Raw genomic sequence first — 23730 nt, forward strand, 5'->3', positions numbered from 1 at the left:
GCCGCTCCCCGGCGGCGGCCGCTCGGGAACCTTACCCGGGCGGCGACTTCATGTCTACATCGGCCATGACAGATTTGTTTTGATCAAGGAGCCAACTAGTCTCCTCCGGGCCCGGAGGTGCCACACCCGGCCGGATCCGTGGGCGGGAGCCGTAATCCAGGAGCTTTCCTCCGACCGCCCGGGCAGGATGTGGCCGTGAATCACCTGCTGCTCGGGCTCGCCTCCAACCCGTCCCTGCCCCCGGACCTGACCGACCGGCTGATCGCGATCACGGTCGCGGGCACGGATGCGGATGGGGATGCGGATGCGGATGCGGATGCGGATGCGGCCGACGATCTCGCCTCGGCCCTCACCCACCGCACGGACCTCAGCCGCGCCCAGACTCTCGCGCTCGCCGCGCGCCGCGACGTCGACGCGGCGACGCTCGTCCACGGCGGCGGGCTGACCGCCGCCGACATCGACCCGGCGATTCGGCCGCGGGCCGCGCTCGCACTGCTCGACGCGGACGCTGGCCCTCCCGGGTGGGCACGCCGCTTCGCGGAGGACACCGATGCCTGGCGACGGTGGACTCTCGCCTCCTGCCCGGACCTTCCGCCGGACGTGACGGAGAAACTGGCAGCGGACCCGGACCTGGACGTCGTCGTGGAGCTGGCACTGTTCACCACGCCGGAGACGGCCACCCGGCTCGCCGGACATCCGCACGCCGAGGTCCGCCGGGCAGTGGCGGCCAACGAGGCGACACCACCGGCCGTACTGGCCGTGCTGGCCACGGGCACCGACGCGAATCCCGCCGAACGGTGCCTGGTCTGCGACCGCGAAGAGATCCCCTTTGTGCACGACCCGCACTGCCCGCGACCCGACTGCATCCTCCGGGCGGGGGCTTCCTGCGACGGCTCCCACGAGTCCACGGTGCACGACACGCAGCAGGCCGCGCTCCAGAACCCGGCCACACCGGTCGAAGCACTCACCGGCTTCGCCGACCATCCCTCCATCCTGTTCCGCCGCGAGCTCGCCGCCCGTACCGACCTGTCGCCGCAGCTGTGCGCGCGGCTGGCCACCGATCCCGATCCCGGAGTACGGGGTGAACTCGCCGCGAATCCGTCGCTCGGCGAGTCCTTCATCCGCGCCCTGGCCACGGACACGGGCTACGACGTGCGGCGCCGGCTCCTGCACCATCCGCACATACCCCTCGACGTGCTCACCCAGTTGGCGGATCTCGTCAGGGTCGGCCCGACGCTGCTGCCGCGGATCGCCACCGCATCGGCAGCGGAAGTGGCGGAGCTGAGCGCGTCGCCGACCGCGGCCGTACGGATTCTGCCGGCCGAACGTCGCGACCTGCCGCACGCGATCCGCGACGCACTCGCCGCCGACCCCGACGCCAAGGTGGCCAAGGCCGTGGCTCCGCACCCCGGCCTCACCGACACCCAGCTGCGGGCGATGGTCGCCACCCACGGCGTCCAGGTCGTGGCCGGGGTGGCCGCCAACCCGGACGCTTCCCCGGCGTTGCTCGCGGATCTCGCGCGGCACGACCCGCCGGCCCGCAAGGCACTCACCGCGATCGCGCGGCGCGCGGACGCACCGGCCGCGGCACTGATCACCTGCCTGACGGACAAGAAGGCACGGCGCCCGGCCGCCGGCCATCCGGCCCTGCCGCCGTCGGCCATCACCGGCCTGCTCACGGATGACGACTGGCACGTGGTGGAAGCGGCGGCGTCCAATCCGTCACTCCCGGCCGGCGTGATGAGGGAGGTGGTGGCCCGGGAGGAGGCACGTGCGGCGGCCGCCGCGGGGACGGGCTGACGCGGGGGCACGTCCGACACGAGCCACGCGACGGCCCTGCGGCCGGACCGGATCGTGGCGACGTGCGGCCAAGTGAACCGCCCGGTGACACTCGCGGGCGACATCACGGCCCGGCACTCGCCATTCGAATTCGAACAGGCGTACCATTCTGCTGTGGCCGAAAAGTACGACTTCCCCGACGACCTCCGTGACGCGCAGCTGGAGCTGCACCAGGCACAGGCGGAGTACAGGGCGCTGTGCCGAAGGCTGCCGTGGTCGGTGGAGCCGGAACCGGGCTGGACGAGCGAGAAGCAGATGCTCAATGAACGCGTGGTGTCCTTCCCGGCCAGCCCGGGTTACACGGCCGAGGAGCTGGCGCAGGTGGACGAGTTCCGGCGACGGATCCTCGACCTGTCGGTGACGGTGAGCACGCACCCGTACTGGACGTCGCTCACGGCGGGTGTGGTGGACGCGCGGATGGCGCTGAAGCACACCGGGGGGCGAGGCGACGGGGACGCGGCGGCCTAGGGGCTGTCCCGTCATCGCCGGTGGATCAGCGCGCGGCGTCGGATGCGGTGCACCGCAAGGCGGTGGGGGCACCCCCGCCGGAGGCTGGGCGAGTGCGGCCTCGTACCGGTCGCATCCGGGCGATCCGACAACGCAGCGTGGGGGTCCCCCCTGCTCGAAGAGCTTGGGGGAGTGCCGTAGCTGTCGTCGTGCGCCCGCCGGGTATTGCGCGGCGGCCTAGTTGCTCCGGGCCGGCCACGTGGGCAGCGCGGCGGGAGGTGTGACAACCGGGGCGCCTCCCCGGTCGCTTCCGCCGGATCGACGGACGGGCCGCCTCCCGGGTGATCACCCCTGCATGTTCGACAGCCTGTCCAGCCACTCCGACATCAACGCACCCTCCGCGCCCGTGAGCGCCGGGCCGGGCGAGTCGTGCAGGAGCGTGTTGAGGCGTGCCGCCGTGGCCGGGATGAGGAAGTCCTCCGTCCCTCCCCCGGCCGCGGCAGCGTCGCCGGGGGCGAAGACGTCCGGCGTGAAGATCGCCGCGTGCACCGCGTCCCGCACCCGCCGCGACATGGCCGTGTCCGTGTAGGTGGCGGGTCGGGAGACCAGCATCAGCGCCACCCCCACATTCGCCGACATCACCATCTGGGCGGCCAGTTCGGGTGCCAGCCGCAGCTTGCCGACGGCCGCCGCCCGCTTCAGGTCGCGGGTCAGGATCCGGTGGGATTCGAGCGCGGCCTCCGGTGGCCTGCGCATGGCGGGCGAGTTCATCAGCCGGTACAGGTTCGGGTGCCGCAACGCGAAGTCGACGTGGGTGTCCCAGCCGTTGCGCAGGTCCTCGATCGGGTCGGCGCCCGGAGCGTACTCACGCTTGGTCGCGAGGTACCTGTCGAACCCGTGGTCGACCACCGCCGACAACAGGCCCTCCTTGTCACCGAAGTGGCGGTACAGCGCCGGTGCGCCGACCTGAGCGGCCTCGCACACCGCGCGGGTGGAGACATCGCCGTCCGGGGACCGGTCGACCAGGTCGGCGGCCACTTCGAGGATGCGCTCACGTGTCGTCACCGACCGGACGCTACCAAGCGGTGTAGCGGTGTTACGCACTGCGGGGCCGGGCGTGCGGGGCGAGGAGGTCGTCGAGCCCGATCCGGGTGAGGAAGTCGCTCCGGACGCGGTCGGCCACCGCGCTGACCTCCTCGGAGCCGTCGTTCGCCGGGTCGACGTGCACCCGGAAGGGCCGGGAGCCGTGCGGGGTGTCCACGACCGTGACGATCGCGTCGGCGACCAGCGAGACGTCGGCGTCGGCCGGTGCGAGGTCGGCCAGCCGGCGGGCCACCTGGTCCATCAGTCCCGCATAGCGGGCCTCGTAGTCGCCGATGACCGTCTGTTCGGCGGGGTGGCCGCCGGTCGCGAAGTGATTCGTGCCGGAGGTGAAGGCGCCCGGCACCACGATGGAGGTCTCGATGCCGAACCGGGCCAGCTCGGCGGCGTACGAGACGGCGAGGGCGTCCATCGCGGCCTTGGCGGCGAAGTAGGGGGCCAGGTAGGGCGGGGTGCCGCCGCGTGTCGAGGTGGATCCGACCCACACCACCAGGCCCTTCCGCTGGGCCCGCAGGTGCGGCAGGGCCGCCCGGTTCACGCGCTGCGTACCGAGGACATTGGTGTCGTGGACGGCGGCCAGTTCCTCGGGCGTGAACGCCTCGGTGGGGCCGGTGACCATGTGGCCGGCGTTGTGTATGAGGACGTCGAGCCGTCCGTCCTCGGCGAGGACGGTGCTGACGGCCGCATCGGCCGATTCCTGCGAGAGGACGTCCAGTTCGACGGTGCGCAGGTCGACTCCGTGCTCGGTGGCGTAGGCCCGGGCGTCGGCGACACGGCCGGCGTTGCGGCGCTCGGTGTTCCGCATGGCGGCGTAGACGGTGTGTCCGGCCCGGGCGAGGGCGCGGGCGGTCAGCGCTCCGAATCCGGAACCGGCTCCCGTGATGAGGACGGTCTTGCTCATGGCGAAGCTCCTTGTGCGGTCGAGAGGACTGACGAGGGACGGGGTGCTGAAGAAGGTCGGGGTGCGGACGAGGGACGGGTCGGAGCCGAGAGCGCGGCCGCTCAGACGATGCCGCCGTTGGCGCGCAGGACCTGGCCGTTGACCCAGCGGGCGGGACCGGCGAGGAAGGCGACGACCTCGGCGATGTCCTCGGGGGTGCCGAGCCGCTCCAGCGGAGGCTGTGCGGCCATCCGCGCGATGGTCTCCTCGTCCTTGCCGTCCAGGAACAGTTCGGTGGCGGTCGGGCCGGGGGCGACGGCGTTGACGGTGACGTCCCGTCCCCGCATCTCGCGCGCCAGGATCATGGTGATGGCCTCGACAGCACCCTTGCTGGCGGCATAGGCGCCGTAGCCGGGCAGGCGGAGCGCGAGCATGGACGTCGAGATGTTGATGACGGCGCCGCCCCGGCGCAGCCTGCGTGCGGCCTGCTGGTTGACGACGAACGTGCCGCGGATGTTGGTGCGGTGCATACGGTCCAGCACGTCCAGATCGGTCTCGGCGAGCGGGGCGAGGATCATGACGCCCGCCGCGTGCACGACGACATCGACGCCACCGAAGGCCTCTTCGGCGCGGTCGAACATCGCGGAGACGGCCGCTTCGTCGGCCACGTCGGCGCGGAAGGCGAGGGCCTCGCCGCCGGCGGCGGCGATCGCGGCCACGGCGGACTCGGCCTCGGCCTGGTTGCCGGCGTAGTTGACGACGACGGCGAACCCGTCGGCGGCGAGACGCGCGGCGGCCTCGCGGCCGATACCGCGGGACCCTCCGGTGACGACGGCGACCCGGCGAGGGGTGGTGGTCTGCTCGGTCATGGCGTGCTCCCTGTCTTCTGAGCGGTGTCTCGGGACGACGGGTTCCGGACGGTCTGCGGCACACCGGCCCGGGCCGAGCGCCGGGTGCGGAGACCCGCCGCTGCCGTAGCGGCGTTGCCCGCCTCTGCGGTAGCGACGCTAACACTGATTCGTTAGCGCCGCTACCCCTTCGGCGCGTAGCACCGCTACGGGGCATCCCGGAGTACGGGCGATCCGCTGGGTACACGCGTGAAGCACGAGGCCGGCACAGGGAAGGGACCTCATGTTCTTCATCGACACCCTCGGGACCGAGGGGCTGGGCAACCGCGGCTATGTGTGCGGCGGCACGGACACGGCTCTGGTGGTGGACCCGCCCCGCGACATCGACCGGGTACTCGCCGCCGCGGCCGTGCGCGGTGTTCGCATCGAGTACGTCGCGGAGACCCACCTCCACAACGACGCCGTGTCCGGTGGTCTCGAACTGGCCAGGGTGACCGGCGCCCGGTATCTGGTCCCGGCCGAGGCCCGGGTGACCTTCCCGAGAACGCCGGTGGCCGACGGCGACGAGGTCGCACTGGAGCCGGACCTCACGGTGCGGGCCCTCGCCACCCCCGGGCACACCCCGCACCACACGTCGTACGTCCTGGCCGACGGCGGGCACGACGTGGCCGTCTTCACCGGCGGGTCGCTGCTGATCGGCGGTGTGGGCAGGCCCGATCTGGTCGAACCCGCGCTGACCGAGCGGCTGGCGCGCGCCCAGCACGCGTCGGCACACCGTCTCGCCGACGCGTTGCACGACGACGTCCAGGTGCTGCCCACCCACGGCTTCGGCAGTTTCTGCGCCTCCTCACCGCCCACGGACGAAGCCGGCACCATCGGCCAGGAGCGCCGGAACAACGAGGCCTTCGCTCTCGGCACCGACGCCTTCGTGTCGCAGCTCCTCGCCGGCCTGGACGACGTTCCCGCGTACTACGCGCGCGTGGGCGCGCTCAATGCGGCCGGCCCCGCGCCGGTGGATCTCACCGCGCCCCCGGTCGCCGATGCCGACGAGGTCGCCGCCCGGCTGGCCGCGGGCGAGTGGGTCGTGGATGTGCGCAGCCGCACCCTCTTCTCCGAGGGGCATGTGAGTGGATCGTTCAATATCGAGGCCGAGGGGCGGCCGGCCACGTATCTGGCCTGGCTGATCCCCGACGGCAAACCCGTGACGCTGCTGGCCGCGTCCCCCGCGCAACTGGCCGCGGTACAGCGGGAACTCGTGCGGGTGGGCATCGACCGCCCCGTCGCCGCGGCCACCGGGGACCCGGGCTCATGGATCCGCACGGGAGAGATGCTGCGACTGCTCCCCCGCGCCGACTTCGCCGCACTCGCGCAGGCCCGTGGGCGCGGCGAGGAGCCGGTGGTACTCGATGTGCGCCGCGACTCCGAGCGGGCGGGCCGCCACGTCGAGGGGTCGGTCCACATTCCGGTCCACGAACTCCAAGGCCGCGTGGCGGATGTGCCGCCAGGGGTGGTGTGGGTGCACTGCGCCACCGGACTGCGGGCCACGATCGGGGCCTCCCTGCTGGAGGCGACGGGGCGTGACGTGGTCACCGTCGACGACGACCTGGAGGCTGCGGAGTCGGCAGGTCTGATGGTCGCAGGCTGACGTCCGGGGCCGCGGTCAGAGGCCGCCCTCGCCCGCGCCGGCCAGGGGGCCGCTCCCGGCCGCGGTGAGCATCTCGCCGGTACCGGTCAGGTCGAGCAGCCGCCACACGCATCTGCTGGCCGCGCTCACGGCGACCGTCCGGCCCGACGCGAGCGCGGCGAAGTGGATCTCCATGAGGACGCGAAGGCACGAGCAGTCGCAGAACGAGACGCGGGTGAGGTCGAGGTCCAGCCCAGTGGCCGCGCCCAGGGCGGAGTCGAGAGCCACCCGGAAGGCCGGAGCTTCCTCGAGGTCGATCTCGCCCACGACGACCACTCGGGAACGGCCGCTCTCACCCGTGGTCACGGTGACCGCGAGGCGGCTGTCGCAGGCCGGACCGCTGCCGTGCCGGTCCGGCGCCTGGTCCCCGTAGCTGCTGGAAGGGGATGCCATCGGTCCACTCCCTCGAACGGAATGCTCTCGTGACTCATGGTGAGCCGTTCACAAACACACGTCAAGAGATACCGGAATCTCATTTCATGTACTGGGAAACATGCATGGCGCGTCGTACGATGAGCCCATGGAACAAGCACCGGGGCCCCGCAGCACATGGACCTTTCTCACCAGCCATGCGCGCGTGCTTTCGGCCATCTCCCGCGATCCGTGGGCCCGGATTCGCGATCTCGCCGTGGCACTGCAGCTGACCGAGCGGACCGTCCAGGCCGTGATCGCCGATCTCGAGGAGGCCGGCTATCTCTCGCGCACCCGTGAGGGCCGGCGGAACAAGTACGAGATGCGAGGTGGCCGGTTTCGGCATCCCGCGGAGGAACACAGGGACATCGCCCCCTTGCTGGACATCCTGGCGACACCCCCGCACCTGGCCGGTGACGACAGCGGTGCGAGTGATGGGGCCCAGCCCGAGAGCGGTCGGCAGGAGTCCGTCGACGCGGACGGACGAATGTCCTGAAGCGGCCTCACGGGGTGCGAGTGACCTGAGCCGAGCGTCGTCGGCTGCTCCTGAAGAAGCGCCATAGGGACTGCCCCGCCGGTCGCGCACGGACGGGGCGGCGTCCCGTACCGCCCCGTCCGTGCGCCTCACCGACCAGTACCGGTCAGCGCTACAGCGTGCTGCCCCGGAAGAACTTCCAGATCACGGGCGTCGCGTCGATCACCGTGGGCGTGCTCGAATCATTGTTGGGGCCGGTGCTGGGCCATACATGCCCGGCACCTTCGACGCGGTAGTGCACGAGGCGCGACGACTTGTCGCAGCCGGTCCAGCGCTGGACCTCCACCTGCGGGTGGGGACGGGAGGACTTCGCTTCCGGCCGGCATCCGTTGCGTTCGGCCCGGTCCGCGAGCCAGTCGGGCAGCGCGGGAAGCCCCTTGGCCGGGTTCCCCTCGTACGGAATGGTCGCGTCGGCCGTGCCGTGGAAAGCGATCACCGAGGTGGGGCGGGACGGTCCGCACGGTCCGCCCTGCGGGTAGTACGCGCCGGCCACCGGGGCGAAGGCGGCGATCCGACCGGGCATGCGGCACGCCAGGACGCCGACGAAGCCGCCCCCGTTCGACTTTCCGGCAGCGTAGATGCGCTTGTTGTCCACGCAGAACTGCCGCTGCAGCCGGTCGAGAAGGTCGCTGGTGAAGCGGACGTCGTCCACCGGGGCGGAATACGGTGCGCCCTGCCAGGCGGACTCCCCGTCGGTACCGATCAGGCCCTGCGGGTAGACCGCGATCGTGTCCAGGGCCGAGAAGCCGGAGAGCTCCTCCTGCCACTGCGATGTGCGCTTGTGACCGTGGAAGGAGAGGACCACCGGGTAGCTGCGCCGGGGGTCGTAGCGCTTCGGCAGATGGACGGTGTAGGTACGGGCCACACCCCCGGACTCCATCTCCTGCGCGGTCGTGACACCGGGCGGCACCACGGGTGCCGTGCGGCAACCGGTGGTCCTGACCGGCTCGTCGAGCCGGTCCGGCGCCCGGTACGAGGTCGTGTACGGCACCTGGTTCGGTGCCTGGCCGGGTGCCGCGTGTGCGGCCCCGGGGAGAGCGGGCACTCCCAGTGCGGTGAGTGCCGTGGCAGTCGCGGCGGCTCGTGCAAACCTCAGGTGTCTGCTGATCGCGAGCATGCGTCATGTCCTCCGCATCGGTCCGCGGGTGCGGACGTGGCTGGTGAAGTCGACGTGGTGGAGGAGACTTTCGACGACATGCCGACCGCCGTACAGCTTGAGTTCTTTCTGTTCTCGGCGGATCGGCGCCCAGGCACCGACGCGGGGCGGGGACGCCGTCAGTCGTCGACGCGACGGTCGTCCATATGGGCGCCGTAGAAGCGGGACTGACGCGCCATCACCTCACGCATCGAGGTGCCGCGCGGCAGCCCGTAGACCGTTCCCGGGAAGTCGAGCCCGCGCTGGACCTCCCACAGTTCGTCGTGCCGGTCCGGTGAGAACAGTTCGGCCGGATCACCGACCGCGATCCACCCGATCGGCAGGACCGTCGCGGGCAGGAGCCGCGAGTTGACCTGGAGAACGCTGTTGATCCTCAGCTCGGACCCTGCGCCGGCCACGGAGCCGGGGAACATCGAGACGCCCGTGGCCACGAAGACCTCGTCCTCGACGACCGCTCCGTTGATGTGGGCGTGCGGGCCGATCAGGACCGCGTCGCCGATGACGGCCGGATGCTCGGCCCGTCCGCGGACCAGGGCGTTCTCCATCACCACCACGTCCGCGCCGATGCGTACGTCGCCGTCCTCGGCGGTGAGAACGGCACCGTGAAGAACACGTGCCCGCTCGCCCAGGACGACCGCTCCGCACAGGACGGCGGAGGGCGCGACATAGGCGGACTCAGGGACGACGGGCCGTCTGCCGCGGTGCTCGTACAGCATGCGTCGAGCCTAAGGGCTGTCCGTTCGGATCGGGCCGGACCGTCGACCGCGGCGCTCAGCCGAGTTCCGCTTCCGCCCGGGCGATGGTCGCCGCGTGGCCGAAGAGGCCCGGCATCCCACCGGTGTGCAGGAACACCGTCCGCTGCCCGGGGACGATGTCGCCGTCCTCGACCGCCGCGACCAGCCCGGCCATCGCCCGGCCGGTGTAGATCGGGTCCAGCACCAGCCCCTCGGTGCGGCCCGCCAGCGTCAGCGCGGCCATCACCGGTTCCGTCAGCGTGCTGTAGCCGGCGCCCACCTGGTCGGTACGCATACGGAATGCGGCCGGATCGCACGGGCTCTCGGCGAGACCGGAGACCAGTCCGGCGACGGTGGCGGCCGGGTCCGCGACCGCGCCGACGTGGATGCCGAGCACCCGGTCGACACCGAGCGCGCCGACGAGGCCCGCCATGGTGCCGCCGGAGCCGGCAGCGACAACGACATGGGACAACCCCGGCGCCTGGGCGAGGAGTTCCTGTCCGCAGAGGGCATAGCCGCGCGCTCCGAGCACACTGGATCCGCCGAACGGGATGAGCGAGGGAACCGCTCCGTCCTTCCGCAGACGCTCGACCACCTCGTCGGCCGTGGCGGCGAGCTGCCGTGCGTCGGCGTCACCGGCCCATACGACGCGAGCGCCGAAGAGGCCGTCGAGCGCCAGGTTCCCCGAGGCCGACGAGTCGGGCGTCCCGGCCAGCACCAGGACGACATCGAGCCCGAGCCGCGCCCCGGCGGCCGCGGTCAGCCGTGCGTGGTTGCTCTGCGGCGCTCCGGTGGTCACCAGGACGGTGGCACCGGCGGCCAGCGCCGCGCCGCAGGTCCATTCGAGCTTGCGGACCTTGTTGCCGCCGCCTCCGAGCCCGATGAGATCGTCGCGCTTGACCAGGAGGTCACCGTCGCCGAGACCCAGAGCGCGGGCCAGCCGCGGTGCGGGCTCCAGCGGCGTCGGCCAGGTCCCCAGTGTCACCCGCTGCGGATCCGATTCCTCGGCGACCACCGTCACCATCTCCTCAAAAGTGATGGACCGCCTCGGCGGGCGGCCGAGCGGTCGGTGCGTACGCGACCCGCCCCCGCCGGAAATCTACCCGCGCACGCCGGCCGACGGCTCGGCGGCTCCCGGCGCACGCGGGGGAACCGCGGCGGTGCCCAGGAAGTGAAAGCCCGGCCGGGGATGCATCAGGAAATCGTGGTGCGAGATGTTCCACGCGTACGCCCCGGCCAGCGCGAACACCACCCGGTCGCCCGACCGCAGTCCTGCCGTGGGCACCCCGCGCGCCAGGACGTCCTTCGGCGTACAGAGCTGACCCACGAAGGTGACCGGGCCACCGCCCACCGCAGCCCGTGGCCAGGGGTGCGGCCAGGTGTCGACGGACAGGACGGCGCACGGCTGGTCGTGCCCCTTGGTGGCAGGGGTGCGCAGATGGTGGGTCCCGCCGCGCACGACCGCGAAGTCCTCACCGTGGCTGTGCTTCACGTCCAGCACGTCGGTGGCGTACCAGCCGCAGTAGGCGGTGAGGGCACGGCCCGGTTCGATGCGCAGCACGAGGCCGGGGTGGTCGTCGGCGATGCGGGCGAGACCGGCACCGAAGGCGGCCCAGTCGAACCGGGCGTCCGGGTCGGCGTAGTCGACGGTCATCCCACCGCCCACGTTGACCTCCCGCAGGGCGACGCGGTGACGCGCGGCGAGCTCCGCTGCCCAGTCGACGACGGACTCGGTGACCGCGAGCTGGGGCTGCGCAGTCAGGCCGCTGGCCAAATGGGCATGCACACCGAGGAGTTCGAGTTGCGGGAAGCTGCCGTCGGTCAACTGCCGGACCAGGCCCTCGGCCTGCGACGGGTCGATCCCGAACGGCGCGGCCCTGCCGCCCATCGCCAGGGCGCTCGACTCCAGGTAGTCCGAGGGAACCGGCAGGTTGAAGCGGAGCAGGACGCCGATGCGGACCCGAGGAACCAGTCGTTCGGCGAGGTCCGCGAGCATACGGAGTTCGTAGGCGCTCTCGACATGGAACCGCTCCACCCCGAGCAGCAGGGCGGATTCGATCTCCGCGGCGGTCTTGCCGGGCCCGCCGAAAGCGAGCGCGTGCCCCGGGACTGCCTTCGCGACATGGGCGAGTTCACCGCCGGAGGAGACCTCGAAGCCGTCCGTGTACGGCGCGAGAGCGGCCAGGATCTCCGCTTCCGGATTGGCCTTGGCCGCGTAGTACAGCTCAACGCGTTCCGGCAGGACCGACCGCACGAAGGCCGCGTGCTCGCGCAGTGCGTCGAGGTCGTACACATAGGCCGGCAGCCGGTCGGCGGGAAGCGACAGCGCGAGGTCGCGTACGGCGTCGGTCAGCAGGGTCATCGGGAACTCCGGTGGGCGTCGGCCCGGGTCGCCTCGGACAGCACGTCCTCGGCGAGGGGCGAGGGCAGCCGGACATAGCCGGCGTCGCGGTCGGCGGCACGCTCCCAGCGGGCGAGCAGATTCGCCTTGGCGGGCAGCGGTACGCCCGCCAGCAGGGCGCTCAGCCGGGGCGGGCACCCGTGCTCGTCGGCGTACTCCGTGAGCGTGCGCCGGACGAGCGACCACAGGGCGGCCTCGGTCTGCGGATGCAGATCGGCGAGTGCGGCGAGCATCTCCGCGATGTGATTGACGATCAGGCAGTAGACGACACGGTCCCAGCCGCGCCGGGCGTCGTAGGTGAGGGGCCCGGCGACCTCGGCGGGCAGGGCGGCGAGCGTGCGGGCGTGGTGCTCGGGCACCAGCTTGGTCCCCTCCAGGTCACGGAAGAGGATCTGGGCGGGCCTGCCGTCGGTGTCCACTGCGACCACCACGTTCTGCAGATGGGGTTCGAGGACGACCCCGTGGTCGAAGTAGGCGGCCAGGACGGGTGGGACGAGCAGCCGCAGATAGTCACGCCACCAGGCGAGGGCGGCCGTGGGGTCCGTGGCGGCGGACAGGCCGGAGACATGGCCGGGACCGGACGGATATTCGTCGGCGACAGCGGCGGCGAGCAGGGGCGTGACACCGGGCCGCAGCCGGCGTCCGAGCCCTTCGCGGACGATGACGCCGAAGCCCTCCAGCAGCGCGCGGTCGGCGGAGCCGTCCGGGCCGCGCAGGGCGATGCTGCGGTAGGCCGGTTCCCGGAGCATGCCCGATCCCGGGAATCGCGCGGCGAGATCGCCGAACACGGGGCCGAGGAGCCGGGTGAGGGCCACCGCGCCGGAGAGTTCGTAATGGGCGTTCTTGCGCACGCAGTTGGTGATGCGGATGTTGAGACTGAACTTCAGGAACGTGTCACCGTCGTACAGGGTGCGCACCGAGGCCGTCGGGGTGAACTGCCGTTCTCCGGTGCCGAGATCGAGAATGTCGCCCCGTCCGAGCGCCGCGCGCAGAGCGGGACGTGCGGCGAGTTGGTCGTACTGCCACGGGTGGGCAGGGAGCAGCCGGTACCCCTCGGGGACGGCTCCCAGACGGTCCAGCGGGTCGGTGGCGCCGGGTTCGGCGCACTCCTGCGCGATCAGATGGCTCCGGACGGCCAGCAGACGCAGCGGGAAGGACCCGCCGGTCTCCGGGGCGAAGGAGGCCCAGGCCCCCGGGTCGCCGCTGTGCGCCTTCGGTGTGGGGTGGAAGCGATGGCCGAGGACGAGCGACTGTTCGGAGGCGAGGTAGGTGGCGAGCGGGTCACCGTGCGGCGCCCGCGTGCGGGGGACGCGGGCGGAGAGCGCGGCGGCGACTCCGCGGTGACCGGCGGCCATCTGATCCAGGAACTCGTCGTTGGACGCGCCGGTGCGCAGGGACAGTTCGGACTGCACGTATTCGGCGAGCCGCCGCCAGCCGACGGGGGACCAGCCCGTGCCGCTCTCCTCGGTGACCGGTCCGGTGAAGCGATGGGCGCCGATGAGCGACGTCCGGCGCACTGCCACACGGAGCAGTACACCGCGTCGCGGCAGCCTCAGCAGCAGGCGGCCGTCGATGACCGCCGTCTGATGCTCGGGGCCCGACACCTCCCGCAGCAGGCAGTTGAGGAGGGTGTGCGCCACGGCCTCCTCGGCCGAGGGAAGTTCGCTCGGCGGCTCGGCCGAATGGGCGGGACGGTCCGGGGTGATGCTCGTCATCGCAGGTCACGCTCCCCGCAGCAGATAGTTGGGGCCCGTGCTGTAGTGCTTGTTGATGTCCGACGCCCCCGATCTGTCCTTGGACAGAAGTGTGCCTGCCGTGACCATCGCCTTGACGGGCAGGTCCGTCGCGTCGAGGACATGGGCGCGCAGAACGGCTCCTGGTTGGCCGGGACCGGTGCCGAGGCGCTCGCATGCTTCGGCCAGGCGTTCACGGACGAGAGTGAGCAGGGCGTCGAGCGGTGCGCGCCCGTGCCGGGCGAGACCGAAGGCGTAGGCGCCCGCACACAGATGGACGGTGATGGTGGTGAACAGGTCCAGGACCGGTTCGTCGCTGTCCGTGAAGATTCTGGGGTCGTCGAACTCCTCCCGGGCCGGGGCGTCCTGGCCCAGCGATGCCCGCATCCGGGCCGCGTTGACGCGAGGGCCGTCGTTGTCCTTGAACAGCAGCCTCAGCCGGGTGCGGCCGCTGTTGCGGTCGAGCAGCAGCGAGATGTTCTGCCCGTGGGATTCGAGGGCGATGCCATGTCCGAACAGCGTGGTCTGCCAGTCGAGGAGAAGGGTGAGGACGGCGTCGAGGAGTGCGACCGGATCGCCGGTGTAGAACCGGTCGGCGAGCCGGTCGATGACGAGCCCGCCGCCCGGGGACGTGCCGAGCAGCGCGGCCATCGGCACCACGGTCGTCTCGTCGAGCCCGGACGGGTAACGGCGTACGAGTACGGCGAGCAGCTCGTGGCCGGCGTGGACGAACGTCGACTCGTCCGCGAGCAGGACGGTGTCCCGGAAGCGGGGAGTGCGCCCGATCACGGTCTCCAGGAGGCGCCCTGTCGCCGCTCCGTCGATGAGGGTGCCGGGCTTGATGGTGCGACGGTTGAGCCGCCCGAGCGTGGCGGTGGCCAGGGGCAGCTTGAGATGGATGCCGGGGTGTGCGGTGAGTGCCACGGTGCGCATCGACAGGGTCGGCAGGGCCTCCAGGTACGGCGTCTCGGCGAGAAGGGCGTCGAGCCCGGTGTCGCGCAGTGCCTGCCGCAGAGGGCCGCCCGCGGTCAGCGGATGGACGGGAACGGCTTGATGCGTGTCGTCGAGTCCGGGCGGCAGTCCGAGTGACGATGGTGTGGGCCACGGGAGTTGATCCGTCGGACCGTGCGCGGTGAGGCGGTCCCGGTGTACGGCCAGCCAGCGCAGCGGAAACCGCTGATGGAACTCGGGTGCGTAGGACCGCAGTTCGCCTTCGGTGAGGCCGGATCGGCTCCGTCCCGTCGGATACACGGGGTGGTCGGTGCGCGCGGCCGGCGTGTCGAAGGCGAGTCCGGCGGCGAGGCCCGTCCAGCGCGCCGGGTCGGGGCCGTACGCGTCGGTGAGCTGTGCGGTCACCTCGTCGCCGGTGGCGGTGTGCAGTCGGAGCGCCGCCAGAGCCTGCCGGCATTCGGTCGCGAAGGCGTCGAAGCCGTCGCGGTCGACCGGGTCGGCCAGGCCGGCGAGTGCGGTCATGATGCTGTCGGTGTCGGCCAGCTCCGCTCCGTCGGACTCACGCCGCAGCAGGGGCAGGCGGGCTTCGAGCGTGGACTGGAAGCCGGGCCGGGCGGCGGACACGGGCATCAGGAGGGCGTCGTGATCCCCGGTTGCCAGTCGCAGCCAGGTACCGTCCGCCTGTTCCAGTGCCGTACTACGGGTGCGCAGTCCGACGACGTCCTCCCGCAGCAGCGCGCTGAGGACGCTCGTCACCAGGGCGCCCTCACCCGGTGTGCCGTCGGAGGCGGCGCCCGGTGCGCCCTGGACCGTCACGGCGTGATCTCCCAGCTCTGCCGGGCGAGGAAGCCGGCCACCACCCGGTCCACGGACTCCTGTTGCCTGCCGACGGCTCTGACGATACCGAGGAAGTCCCGGTTGGTGTGGTGGAGTTCGAGCCGCTCTCCGACCTCGCGGACGGGCCGGTAGGTCAGCTTCACGTCCCCGACGGTCAGGTCGGCCGGCCCGGGTGCGGCCGCGAGCGTGCCGGCGCGATCGGCGCAGGGGTAGTCGAGCCGCGCGGCCCCGTCGGTGCGCGCCCCGAGGTCCGCGGGCAGTGCCTCGCCCAGGTGCGTCCGCAGGATGTGCTCGAAGAGCGGGATGCCGAGCAGTTCGGCCAGCAGGAGATCGCACTGGTCGCCGATGGCCCGGTAGTTGACCTCGATCAGCCGCACACGGCCGTCGTCCACCACGAACTCGGTGTGGCAGGCTCCGAAACCCACACCCAGTGCGCCCAGTTGACGGAGCACCTGGTCCTCCACGGACGGTGGCCGGGAGGCGACGAAGGACATGCGCTCCTCGATGAAGTACGGGAGCGGGGACAACTCGGTGCGGAATCCGCCGAGGACGTGGAGCCGCTCACCGTCGCCCAGGGTTTCCAGGGTGTGCAGCTCCCCCTCCAGATACTCCTCGACGACCAGTGCCGCGCCCGGTCTGCGCGCACGGATCTGGTCGCAGCGCCGGGCCAGCTCCTCGGCGTTCTCGACGCAGAACACGTCCTCGCTCGCCACGCCCTCACGCGGTTTCACCACACAGGGGAAGGGCATGTCGCCGAGTGTTTCGGTGGGGTCCTGACCCGGGGCGAGCTCGGCCGAGCGTACGGTGTCGGCGCCCGCGGCTGCCAGGTGGCGCCGCATGAGCGCCTTGTCCTTGGTGCGGAGCGTGGTGTGCCAGCTCTTGCCCGGCAGACCGAAGTAGTCCGCGGCCAGCGCGGTCTGGGTCTGGAGGTGATCGCTGTTGCTGAACACCGCCGCGGGGGCGCGGCCGGCCTCCGACCGGCTGCGTTCCGAGATCGCGCTGATGACGGCGTGGTGGTCGCGGACGTCGCAGGCCAGTACCTCGACGTCGGGATGGCGTGCCCGGTGCGCCTCCGGTTGATCCGTCAGCAGAGTGACATGGAGTCCGAGCCGGCGTGCGGCGGGAAGGAAGCCCTCGGAGACCGAGTCGGTCGGATTGAGGGCGAGGAGGTACGTCTGGATCACCACCCGGAGCTTAGGTTAGGCATCCCTAATAGTGCCAATTCGCCGTGTCGTGGCCCCGGGTGACCGAGCCTCAGGAACTTGTGGTTAAGGTGAGGCTTCCCTTACCCCCTCACTCATGTTCAGCGCTGAGGAGTACCTGTGATCCTGGCCCCGGCATGGGCACCGGCCGGAGCTGCCCCGAGCTGCTCCACCCTGCTCGCATCGGACTACCGACGGCTCACCGCCCTGTGCCAGGCACTGCACGTCAACGTCGCGGAACCGTTCTCACCGGCCGGACAGGGCTGGATCGACGGCGCCGAACTGGCCCACCGTCCCGAGCTCCTGGACGCCTTCCTCGACGCAGAGGCGGCGCGCGTCCGGGAGCGGTACGGGCACACCGCGCGCCCCGATGTCATCGCCTCCCGCGCACTGCACGGCTACCTCTGGTCCGTCTGCCTGCTGATGAGCGGCCCCTGGTACCTGGAGCGGCGCGTCCCGCGTATCCGCCCCGCGGACGTCCGCGTCAGCCGTACGGCAGATGCCTACGCCGTGGTCCCCGGCGGCTTCTCGTGCCTGCCCGACGATCCCGCCGCCGGACTGCCCGGCGTACGCGTCCTGCCCCACGCCGGCGCGCTGCGGGACGAGTTGCGCCGGGCCGTGGCCGACCATGTGGGCCCGCTGCTGACCGCGATCGCCCCGCGGATACGGCGCGGACCACGCGCCCTGTGGGGCATGGTCGGGGACGACCTGGTGTCCGGGATCTGGTACCTCGGCAGGTCGGCCGGCGACGAGGAACGCGGCGTGCGGGAGGCCGGGGAAGTGCTCCCGGGGCCCGTGGCGCCGTACCTGGAGGTGCCGACTTCCGCCGGCTGACGGACCGCGACGGCCGCTCGCACCCCACGCGCACACGCCTCGGCTGCTGCCTCTACTACACGATCCGGCCCGCGGAGGCGTGCGGCACCTGTCCCAGGACGTGCGACAGCGAGCGGCTGCGGCGGATCGAGGCCGAGACGGCGGCCGGCTGAGCGGATCGCACGACGGCGGACCCACCCGTCGGGAGACGACGGGTGGGTCCGCCCCGGATGCGTTCCGCCCTGTGCGTCGGGGCCGTCACTCAGGTCGCGTGCGAGCTGCGCGACGAGTGGTAGGAAGCCAGCGCCCAGATCACGAAGACATCGATCGCGATCATGATCACCGACCACACGGGCGCATACGGCAGGAAGAGGAACTGGAACACGAGGCTGAGGGCTGCCAGCAGAATGCCCACATAGCGGGCCCACGCCGCACCCCGCAACACCCCGGCGCCCGCGAGCAGGGCGAACACGCCGAGGATGAGGTGGATCCAGCCCCAGCCGGTGAGGCTGATCCGGTACACGTAGGTGCCGACGGCGTCGTACACGTCGTCCGTGGCAATGGCCGCGATGCCCTGGAGGATCGCGAGCACACCGTTGCACACCAACAGCACGCCGGCGAAGACGACTCCGCCCTCCACCCAGCCGCTGTTCGTCCCGGTCGCCGACGACCTCGCGCCGGCCGGGTGAGTTTGCTGGCTCATGGGCCAACCCTTCGTCGTCCCGCACGCCGGTAGCGGACGGGGCTTCGAGCCTCCGTCGCCGCACACGGCGCCGCCATTCGGGTGCGTCCGTTCGGGTGAGGCGGGACCCTTTCCGTGTAGGGACGGCGCGTACCGCGCCTCCGAGAGCCCGCCTCCACGATAAGCATCCAGCGCGGGCGAGTCCGCCCCGTCCCGCCCGTGCGTCCGGAGGAGCCGCATGACCACGCCACCGGCCGAGGCACCGCCCACTCCCCCACTGCACGAGATGATCCTCACCCGCGGTTACCTCAAGCTCCTGCTGCTGTCCGTCGTCGCCGGCGTGGTGATCGCCTTCGCCTCGTTCTGTCTCGTCAGCCTCCAGCACGAGCTCCAGCACCAGGTGTGGGAAGTCCTGCCCGAGACGGTCGGTTATGACCAGCCGCCGTGGTGGTGGCCCCTGCCGTCACTGCTGCTGGCAGGGCTCCTGGCGATGCCGATCATCACCCGCTTTCCGGGCACGGGCGGCCATGTGCCCGCCCACGGACTCGGCGGACCGATGCTCGGACCGAAGGATCTGCCGGGTGTCGTCCTCGCAGCCGTCGCCACGCTGCCACTCGGCATCGTCCTCGGGCCGGAGGCTCCCCTGATGGCGCTGGGCAGCGGCCTCGCCCTGCTCGCACTGCGCCGGTCCAAGAGGGCTGCGGAGCCGAAAGCCGCCCTGGTCCTCGGCACCGCGGGTTCGACCGCCGCGATCTCCACCATCCTCGGTGGACCCGTGGTGGCCGCCGTGCTGGTGCTGGAGGCGGCCGGCATGGGAGGTGCGCAGCTCTTCGTCCTGCTGCTGCCCTGTCTGGTGGCCAGTGGCGCGGGCGCTCTGGTCTTCACCGGCTTCGGGCAGTGGACGGGTCTGTCGATCGGGGCACTGTCCCTGCCCGAGGTGCCGCCCGACGTCACCCCGGACGCGGCGGACTTCCTGTGGGGAATCCCCCTGGCGGTGCTGATCGGCGTGGTCGTCTCGACGATGCACCAGCTCGGACACCTCACCGCGGCCTGGACGCAGAAGCACACGGCCCTGCGCACGGTGCTGTGCGCCGTGGCCGTGGGCGTCTGCATCGCGGCGTACGCGCTGACCACCGGGCGTTCACCGGCCGAGGCCGCGTTGTCGGGCCAGGCGACACTCGCCGTCGTGGCAGGGCAACCGCACACGTTCGCCGTCTCCGCGCTGATCCTGCTCGTCCTCTTCAAGGGCCTGGCCTGGGGTATCTGCCTCGGCAGTCTGCGCGGCGGACCCATCTTCCCCGCCGTGCTGATGGGGGCGGCGGCGGGCATCGCCGCCTCGGGCCTGCCCGGGCTCGGTACGACAGCGGGACTGGCGCTCGGCGTGGCCACCGCGACGGCCGTCGTCACGCGGCTCCCGGTCACCAGCTCCGTGCTCGCGGTACTCCTTCTCGGCCACGACGCGCACAACCAGGCGCCACTCATCGTGCTCTGTGCGGTGGTCGGCTTCATCACCGCCGAAATCGTCGAGCGGATCAGGCAGCCGAGCAGCTGAGCCGGCGGCCGCCGTGGGCCCGCGTCGTCCTGTGAGCCTCACGACGGGCCGGGACCGACTCGCCTTCGGTGCGGTGGGCGGTTCGGGCCGAAGCCTGTCGGTGGTGTTCGGGCTGGAACACCGTGCTCGGCGCGTTCGCCGCGAGCCTGCCGACCCGGCTGATCCTGAGCCATCCGGCCCCGGCAGCAGCGAGGAGATCCTGGGCCGGACCGAGGCAAGGGAATTCGGTTTCCTCACCCGCGAACTGCGGGCCACGGGCGGAGAGGTGTCCGCAACCCGAGGTCGGGGCGGCGGCCACGAATCCTGGTGTGTGCCCACAGTTGGTCGGGCCCGGGTTGTTCGACCCCGCGTCCCCGTCGCGCCCCCGGGTGTTCCGTGCGCGGTGCCTGTGCGCCTTGTCGGGCGACCGGGCGGGCATGAGGATGGCCTGTCATGGCGATCGTTGCGCTGGTGGGGACGCTGGACACCAAAGGTACGGAGTACGGCCTGCTGCGGGACCATCTGCACCGGCGGGGAATCGAGACGGTCCTCGTCGACACCAGTGCGTCCGGAACACCCCGGGTGCATCCGGACGTCCACGGCGCCGACGTGGCGCGGGCCGCGGGCACCGAACTCGCCGACGTCCGGGCCCTGGACCGCGGCCGGGCCGTTGCCACGATGGCGCGCGGAGCCACGCACATCGTCGTGGATCTGTACGACAGCGGCCGGCTGCACGGCGTACTGGCTCTCGGCGGCAGCGGCGGCACCTCCATGGCCACCCAGGTGATGCGGGCACTGCCGCTCGGCGTGCCCAAGGTGATGGTCTCGTCCATGGCTTCGGGCAATGTGGCCCCGTACGTGGGCGCCTGCGACATCACCATGATGTACAGCGTCGTCGACATCGCGGGCGTCAACCGGATCTCGGCGCCGCTGCTCGCCAACGCCGCCGACGCCGTCGCCGGAATGGCCGAGGGCTTCGCCCGCTCACCGCGGGCCATCAGGGCGGCGGATCTGCGCGCCCAAGGCAGGCCGCTGATCGCGGCATCCATGGCGGGCGTGACGACCCCCGGAGTCGACGCGGCACGCGAGCGGCTGACCCGGCTCGGCTACGAGGTGCTGGTGTTCCACGCCAGTGGAGCGGGTGGCCGGTCACTGGAGACGCTGGCGGGCCAGGGGCTGTTCGCGGGTGTACTGGACCTCACCACCTGCGAACTCGCCGACGAGCTGGTCGGCGGCATCCTCACGGCCGGACCCGACCGGCTGGAGGCCGCGGGGCGGGCCGGTGTGCCTCAGGTGGTCAGCCTGGGGGCCCTGGACATGGTGAAGTTCGGGCCGCTGGACAGCCTTCCCCGCCGGTTCCGCGACCGTCATGTCCACGTGCACAACTCGTCCATCACCGTCATCCGCACCACCGTGACGGAGTGCGCGGAGCTCGGGCGTCTCATGGCCGCGAAACTGCGGACGGCGACGGGGCCGACGGCGGTTCTCGCTCCGCTGCGCGGGCTGTCGACGCTCGGGGTCGCCACGGGGCCGTATCACGACCCCCACGCCGATGCCGCGCTCGTCGCGGAACTGTCGGCGGGTCTCGGCGGCTCGGCCGTGGAGCTGCGTACCGTCGACACGCATCTGAACGACCCCGCGTTCGGGCGGGCGGCGGCCGATCGGCTCCACGGCATGATCGGCGCGGAGGCGTCCCGCGCGGCAGGTTGACGACCACCGCCGACTTGCCGGGGACCGGCGCCGCGCATGAAGGGGCGTACCGCGGATATCGTCCCTCAGGCCACACCCAGAGCCGGGCACCATGTGCCCCACGACCGTGAGGAATCCGGATGAGCACGCAGCAGGACCAGGCCCGCACCGCCTCGGAGCCGGCGTCCGAGATGCCCTCTCCCGCGGAGAAGGCGGGCTGGACGGCTGCCCGGCAGCGTGCCGCCGGTATGACGCATCACGAGGCGAAGGCAGCACTCGAAGCCGCGCAGCACGCCGCGAAGAGGGACGCGTTCGACGATGCGGCCGATGCCGTACGCGTCCATGCGGAGATCGAGGAGTGGGAGCGCATCGTAGAGGCCCTGGCGGACCACGCCGGCGCCTACGACCCCGTGGCTGATCCGTTCGTCCAGGGCGAGCTGGCGGGCGAGCAGGACCACCGGTCGGCCCGGTAGGGCACCGCCCTACCGAGGGCCGGCGCAGTCGGGGTCGGCGCCTACCGCGGACGGGGGCAGTCGGGGTCGGCCTCGGCGCTCGGCAGCTGGTTGTGCCCGTCGCTCCAGTGGTTGACCCATTCGCAGTTCGGGCACGCGTACCTGCCGTTGATGCCCCGCACCTCGGTCCCGCACCTGGTGCACTCGGTGCGGGTGATCTCCGGAAGGCTGTAGGTGCTCATGCTGCACCTTATCGCTCGCGGCGAACACACATCCGGACGGTAGGTCCCCGCTGTGACCTCGTACGGTGCGAACCGGCGCGGCACGCAGCGATGAGTTTCGCCCCGCCGAGCAGTCACCCCTCACGACCGGATCAGGCTGTGAGGAGCCGTGGTGAGCGACATTCAGAAGCAGGTACAGCAGAGCATCGACCAGCTCGTGGAATCGGGGGCCGAGCGCGGTGTGCAAGTCTCCGTCCTCCGGCACGGCGAGCTGCTCGTGGACGCGGTTGCCGGCATCGCCGATCCCGCCACCGGGCAGGCGGTGACCCCGGCGACCGTCTTCTACAACTTCTCCATCGGCAAAGCGGCCACCTCGACCGTGGTCCATGTGCTCGTCGAGCGCGGCACCTTCGGCTACGACACTCCCGTGGCCGACCTGTGGCCCGAGTTCGCGGCTCACGGCAAGGAGAACGTGACGGTGCGGCAGGTCCTGACGCACTCGGCCGGAGTCCCCGGCCTGCCGCTCGACACCACCGCCGAGGACATCTGCGACTGGGACCGGATCTGCGCGAAGATCGCCGACGCCGAACTGTGGTGGGAGCCGGGTACGGCCGTCGGGTACCACGCCTACACCTTCGGCTACATCCTCGGCGAGGTCGTCCGCCGGGCCACGGGCCGCCCCATCTCCCAGGTCCTCCGCGAAGAGGTCACCGGCCCGCTGGGCGTCGCCGACGAGCTGTACTTCGGCATGCCCGCGAGTGAACACGGCCGACTGGCCCGGCTGGAGGACCAGGAGGGCGCGGCCGACATGATGGCGGGTATGCCGGAGGATCTGCCGATGCTCAAGGCGGGCCCGCTGTCCCTGTTCCCGACGGCCGAACTCGGCAACCGCACCGACGTCCTCTCCGCCGACATCCCCGCGGGTGGCAAGACATCTGCCCGCGCGATGGCCCGTATGTACGCCGCACTGCTGGGCGACGTCCCCGGCGTCGCGCTGATCTCCCCGGAACGCCTGCGTGAGGTGACCGCACCGGCGGCGAGCGGGGTGGACCAGGTCTTCGGCAACGATGCCTCGTGGGGCCTGGGCTACGCCCTGGGCCTTCCCGGGATGGAGGAGACGACCCGCAGCGCCTTCGCGATGGGTGGTGCGGGAGGGAGCTTCGCGTACGGGGACACGGAGACGGGGATCGCGTTCGCGATGACGAAGAACAGGCTGACGATGGACTTCAGCGCGGCGACGGATCTGATCGGGCTGGTGAACGAGGGGCTGACGAAGGGCTGACAGGTGGGTGAGAGGGGCGTCGGTGCGGATCGGCGCTCCTTGCCGCCCCATGTTCCCCGCTCGCGCAGCAGCGAGCCCGCGGTCAGACGGGCTGAGGTTCGATCTCCGGACTCGTCGGGAGCCAGGCGAACAGAGCGGAGGCCGCCGGGTGCCCCTCGCGCAATCGCTTCCCCATCTCGGTCAGAACGTCCTGGCGCAGGGTTTCGCCACTGCGGTCACCCAGGTACACCGGCACGAAGACCTGACACACCGACAGAGCCCTATTGAGATTGGAACCATGGGAGCGTGAAATCCCACAGCG

Annotated in this window: 21 protein-coding genes and 1 pseudogene; 9 read left to right on the plus strand and 13 right to left on the minus strand. The window is 71.6% G+C overall.

The window, feature by feature from the left end; all coding sequences use genetic code 11:
- The first annotated feature begins 195 nt into the window (after positions 1-195).
- The gene (locus tag RPQ07_RS03775) at positions 196-1800 is read left to right on the plus strand and encodes a hypothetical protein (protein ID WP_313942555.1); all 1605 of its coding nucleotides are present in this window, start codon (positions 196-198) and stop codon (positions 1798-1800) included.
- A gap of 153 nt (positions 1801-1953) precedes the next feature.
- Positions 1954-2307, plus strand: coding sequence for a hypothetical protein (locus tag RPQ07_RS03780; RefSeq protein WP_313942556.1), 354 nt, complete (start codon positions 1954-1956; stop codon positions 2305-2307).
- A 324-nt stretch (positions 2308-2631) separates the two neighbouring features.
- Here RPQ07_RS03780 and RPQ07_RS03785 read toward each other — a convergent pair whose 3' ends face one another.
- From RPQ07_RS03785 to RPQ07_RS03795, 3 genes are all read right to left on the minus strand, one after another.
- Positions 2632-3351: a TetR/AcrR family transcriptional regulator gene (locus tag RPQ07_RS03785; RefSeq protein WP_313942557.1), complete on the minus strand. Its 720-nt coding sequence runs from the start codon at positions 3349-3351 to the stop codon at positions 2632-2634.
- Positions 3352-3382: 31 nt separating this feature from the next.
- Positions 3383-4288: an SDR family NAD(P)-dependent oxidoreductase gene (locus tag RPQ07_RS03790; protein WP_313942558.1), complete on the minus strand. Its 906-nt coding sequence runs from the start codon at positions 4286-4288 to the stop codon at positions 3383-3385.
- A gap of 101 nt (positions 4289-4389) precedes the next feature.
- Positions 4390-5136 (minus strand): SDR family oxidoreductase, encoded by a 747-nt coding sequence (locus RPQ07_RS03795; RefSeq protein ID WP_313942559.1) that lies wholly within the window; start codon positions 5134-5136, stop codon positions 4390-4392.
- Between the two features lie 262 nt (positions 5137-5398).
- Here RPQ07_RS03795 and RPQ07_RS03800 point away from each other — a divergent pair, with 262 nt between their 5' ends.
- Complete coding sequence (locus RPQ07_RS03800; RefSeq protein WP_313942560.1) at positions 5399-6760, plus strand: MBL fold metallo-hydrolase; 1362 nt, start codon at positions 5399-5401, stop codon at positions 6758-6760.
- A 15-nt stretch (positions 6761-6775) separates the two neighbouring features.
- On the opposite strand, the gene RPQ07_RS03805 is transcribed toward RPQ07_RS03800, so the two are convergent.
- A complete protein-coding gene (locus RPQ07_RS03805; protein ID WP_313942561.1) occupies positions 6776-7192 on the minus strand; it encodes an STAS domain-containing protein in 417 nt (138 codons plus the stop codon).
- A gap of 127 nt (positions 7193-7319) precedes the next feature.
- On the opposite strand from RPQ07_RS03805, the gene RPQ07_RS03810 reads away from it, so the two are divergent.
- The gene (locus RPQ07_RS03810; protein WP_313942562.1) at positions 7320-7706 is read left to right on the plus strand and encodes a helix-turn-helix domain-containing protein; all 387 of its coding nucleotides are present in this window, start codon (positions 7320-7322) and stop codon (positions 7704-7706) included.
- Positions 7707-7857: 151 nt separating this feature from the next.
- Here RPQ07_RS03810 and RPQ07_RS03815 read toward each other — a convergent pair whose 3' ends face one another.
- The 7 genes from RPQ07_RS03815 to RPQ07_RS03845 form a co-directional block, all read right to left on the minus strand.
- On the minus strand, positions 7858-8862 hold the full coding sequence (locus RPQ07_RS03815) for an alpha/beta hydrolase family esterase (RefSeq protein ID WP_313942563.1): 1005 nt from the start codon (positions 8860-8862) through the stop codon (positions 7858-7860).
- 158 nt (positions 8863-9020) lie between these two features.
- Entirely contained in the window at positions 9021-9617 is a 597-nt protein-coding gene (locus RPQ07_RS03820; RefSeq protein WP_313942564.1) for a gamma carbonic anhydrase family protein, read from the minus strand.
- Between the two features lie 55 nt (positions 9618-9672).
- Complete coding sequence (locus RPQ07_RS03825) at positions 9673-10659, minus strand: D-cysteine desulfhydrase family protein (protein ID WP_313942565.1); 987 nt, start codon at positions 10657-10659, stop codon at positions 9673-9675.
- Between the two features lie 75 nt (positions 10660-10734).
- Positions 10735-11997 carry a type III PLP-dependent enzyme gene (locus RPQ07_RS03830; protein ID WP_313942566.1) on the minus strand — a complete coding sequence of 421 codons (1263 nt, stop codon included), beginning with the start codon at positions 11995-11997 and terminating at the stop codon, positions 10735-10737.
- Positions 11994-13751, minus strand: coding sequence for an IucA/IucC family protein (locus tag RPQ07_RS03835; protein ID WP_313942567.1), 1758 nt, complete (start codon positions 13749-13751; stop codon positions 11994-11996). The genes RPQ07_RS03830 and RPQ07_RS03835 overlap by 4 nt, the downstream gene beginning before the upstream one ends.
- 6 nt (positions 13752-13757) lie before the next feature.
- Positions 13758-15536 carry an IucA/IucC family protein gene (locus tag RPQ07_RS03840; RefSeq protein WP_313942568.1) on the minus strand — a complete coding sequence of 593 codons (1779 nt, stop codon included), beginning with the start codon at positions 15534-15536 and terminating at the stop codon, positions 13758-13760.
- Positions 15533-16738, minus strand: coding sequence for an ATP-grasp domain-containing protein (locus RPQ07_RS03845; RefSeq protein ID WP_313948773.1), 1206 nt, complete (start codon positions 16736-16738; stop codon positions 15533-15535). The genes RPQ07_RS03840 and RPQ07_RS03845 overlap by 4 nt, the downstream gene beginning before the upstream one ends.
- A 141-nt stretch (positions 16739-16879) precedes the next feature.
- Between RPQ07_RS03845 and RPQ07_RS03850 the strand changes: the two are divergent.
- Positions 16880-17745, plus strand: a pseudogene (locus RPQ07_RS03850) ((2Fe-2S)-binding protein).
- A gap of 89 nt (positions 17746-17834) precedes the next feature.
- Here the strand turns inward: RPQ07_RS03850 and RPQ07_RS03855 are convergent.
- Positions 17835-18275, minus strand: coding sequence for a hypothetical protein (locus tag RPQ07_RS03855; RefSeq protein ID WP_313942569.1), 441 nt, complete (start codon positions 18273-18275; stop codon positions 17835-17837).
- 217 nt (positions 18276-18492) lie between these two features.
- Between RPQ07_RS03855 and RPQ07_RS03860 the strand changes: the two genes are divergently transcribed.
- The 3 genes from RPQ07_RS03860 (at position 18493) to RPQ07_RS03870 (ending at position 21947) form a co-directional block, all read left to right on the plus strand.
- Positions 18493-19806 carry a chloride channel protein gene (locus RPQ07_RS03860; RefSeq protein WP_313942570.1) on the plus strand — a complete coding sequence of 438 codons (1314 nt, stop codon included), beginning with the start codon at positions 18493-18495 and terminating at the stop codon, positions 19804-19806.
- Between the two features lie 432 nt (positions 19807-20238).
- A complete protein-coding gene (locus RPQ07_RS03865) occupies positions 20239-21495 on the plus strand; it encodes a Tm-1-like ATP-binding domain-containing protein (protein WP_313942571.1) in 1257 nt (418 codons plus the stop codon).
- Positions 21496-21614: 119 nt separating this feature from the next.
- On the plus strand, positions 21615-21947 hold the full coding sequence (locus RPQ07_RS03870) for a hypothetical protein (protein ID WP_313942572.1): 333 nt from the start codon (positions 21615-21617) through the stop codon (positions 21945-21947).
- A gap of 41 nt (positions 21948-21988) precedes the next feature.
- Here RPQ07_RS03870 and RPQ07_RS03875 read toward each other — a convergent pair whose 3' ends face one another.
- Entirely contained in the window at positions 21989-22168 is a 180-nt protein-coding gene (locus RPQ07_RS03875; RefSeq protein ID WP_313942573.1) for a hypothetical protein, read from the minus strand.
- 151 nt (positions 22169-22319) lie between these two features.
- Between RPQ07_RS03875 and RPQ07_RS03880 the strand changes: the two genes are divergently transcribed.
- Positions 22320-23429: a serine hydrolase domain-containing protein gene (locus tag RPQ07_RS03880; RefSeq protein WP_313942574.1), complete on the plus strand. Its 1110-nt coding sequence runs from the start codon at positions 22320-22322 to the stop codon at positions 23427-23429.
- The last annotated feature ends 301 nt before the right edge of the window (positions 23430-23730 follow it).

Source organism: Streptomyces sp. AM8-1-1, from assembly GCF_032229325.1.
Lineage (GTDB): Bacteria > Actinomycetota > Actinomycetes > Streptomycetales > Streptomycetaceae > Streptomyces > Streptomyces achmelvichensis.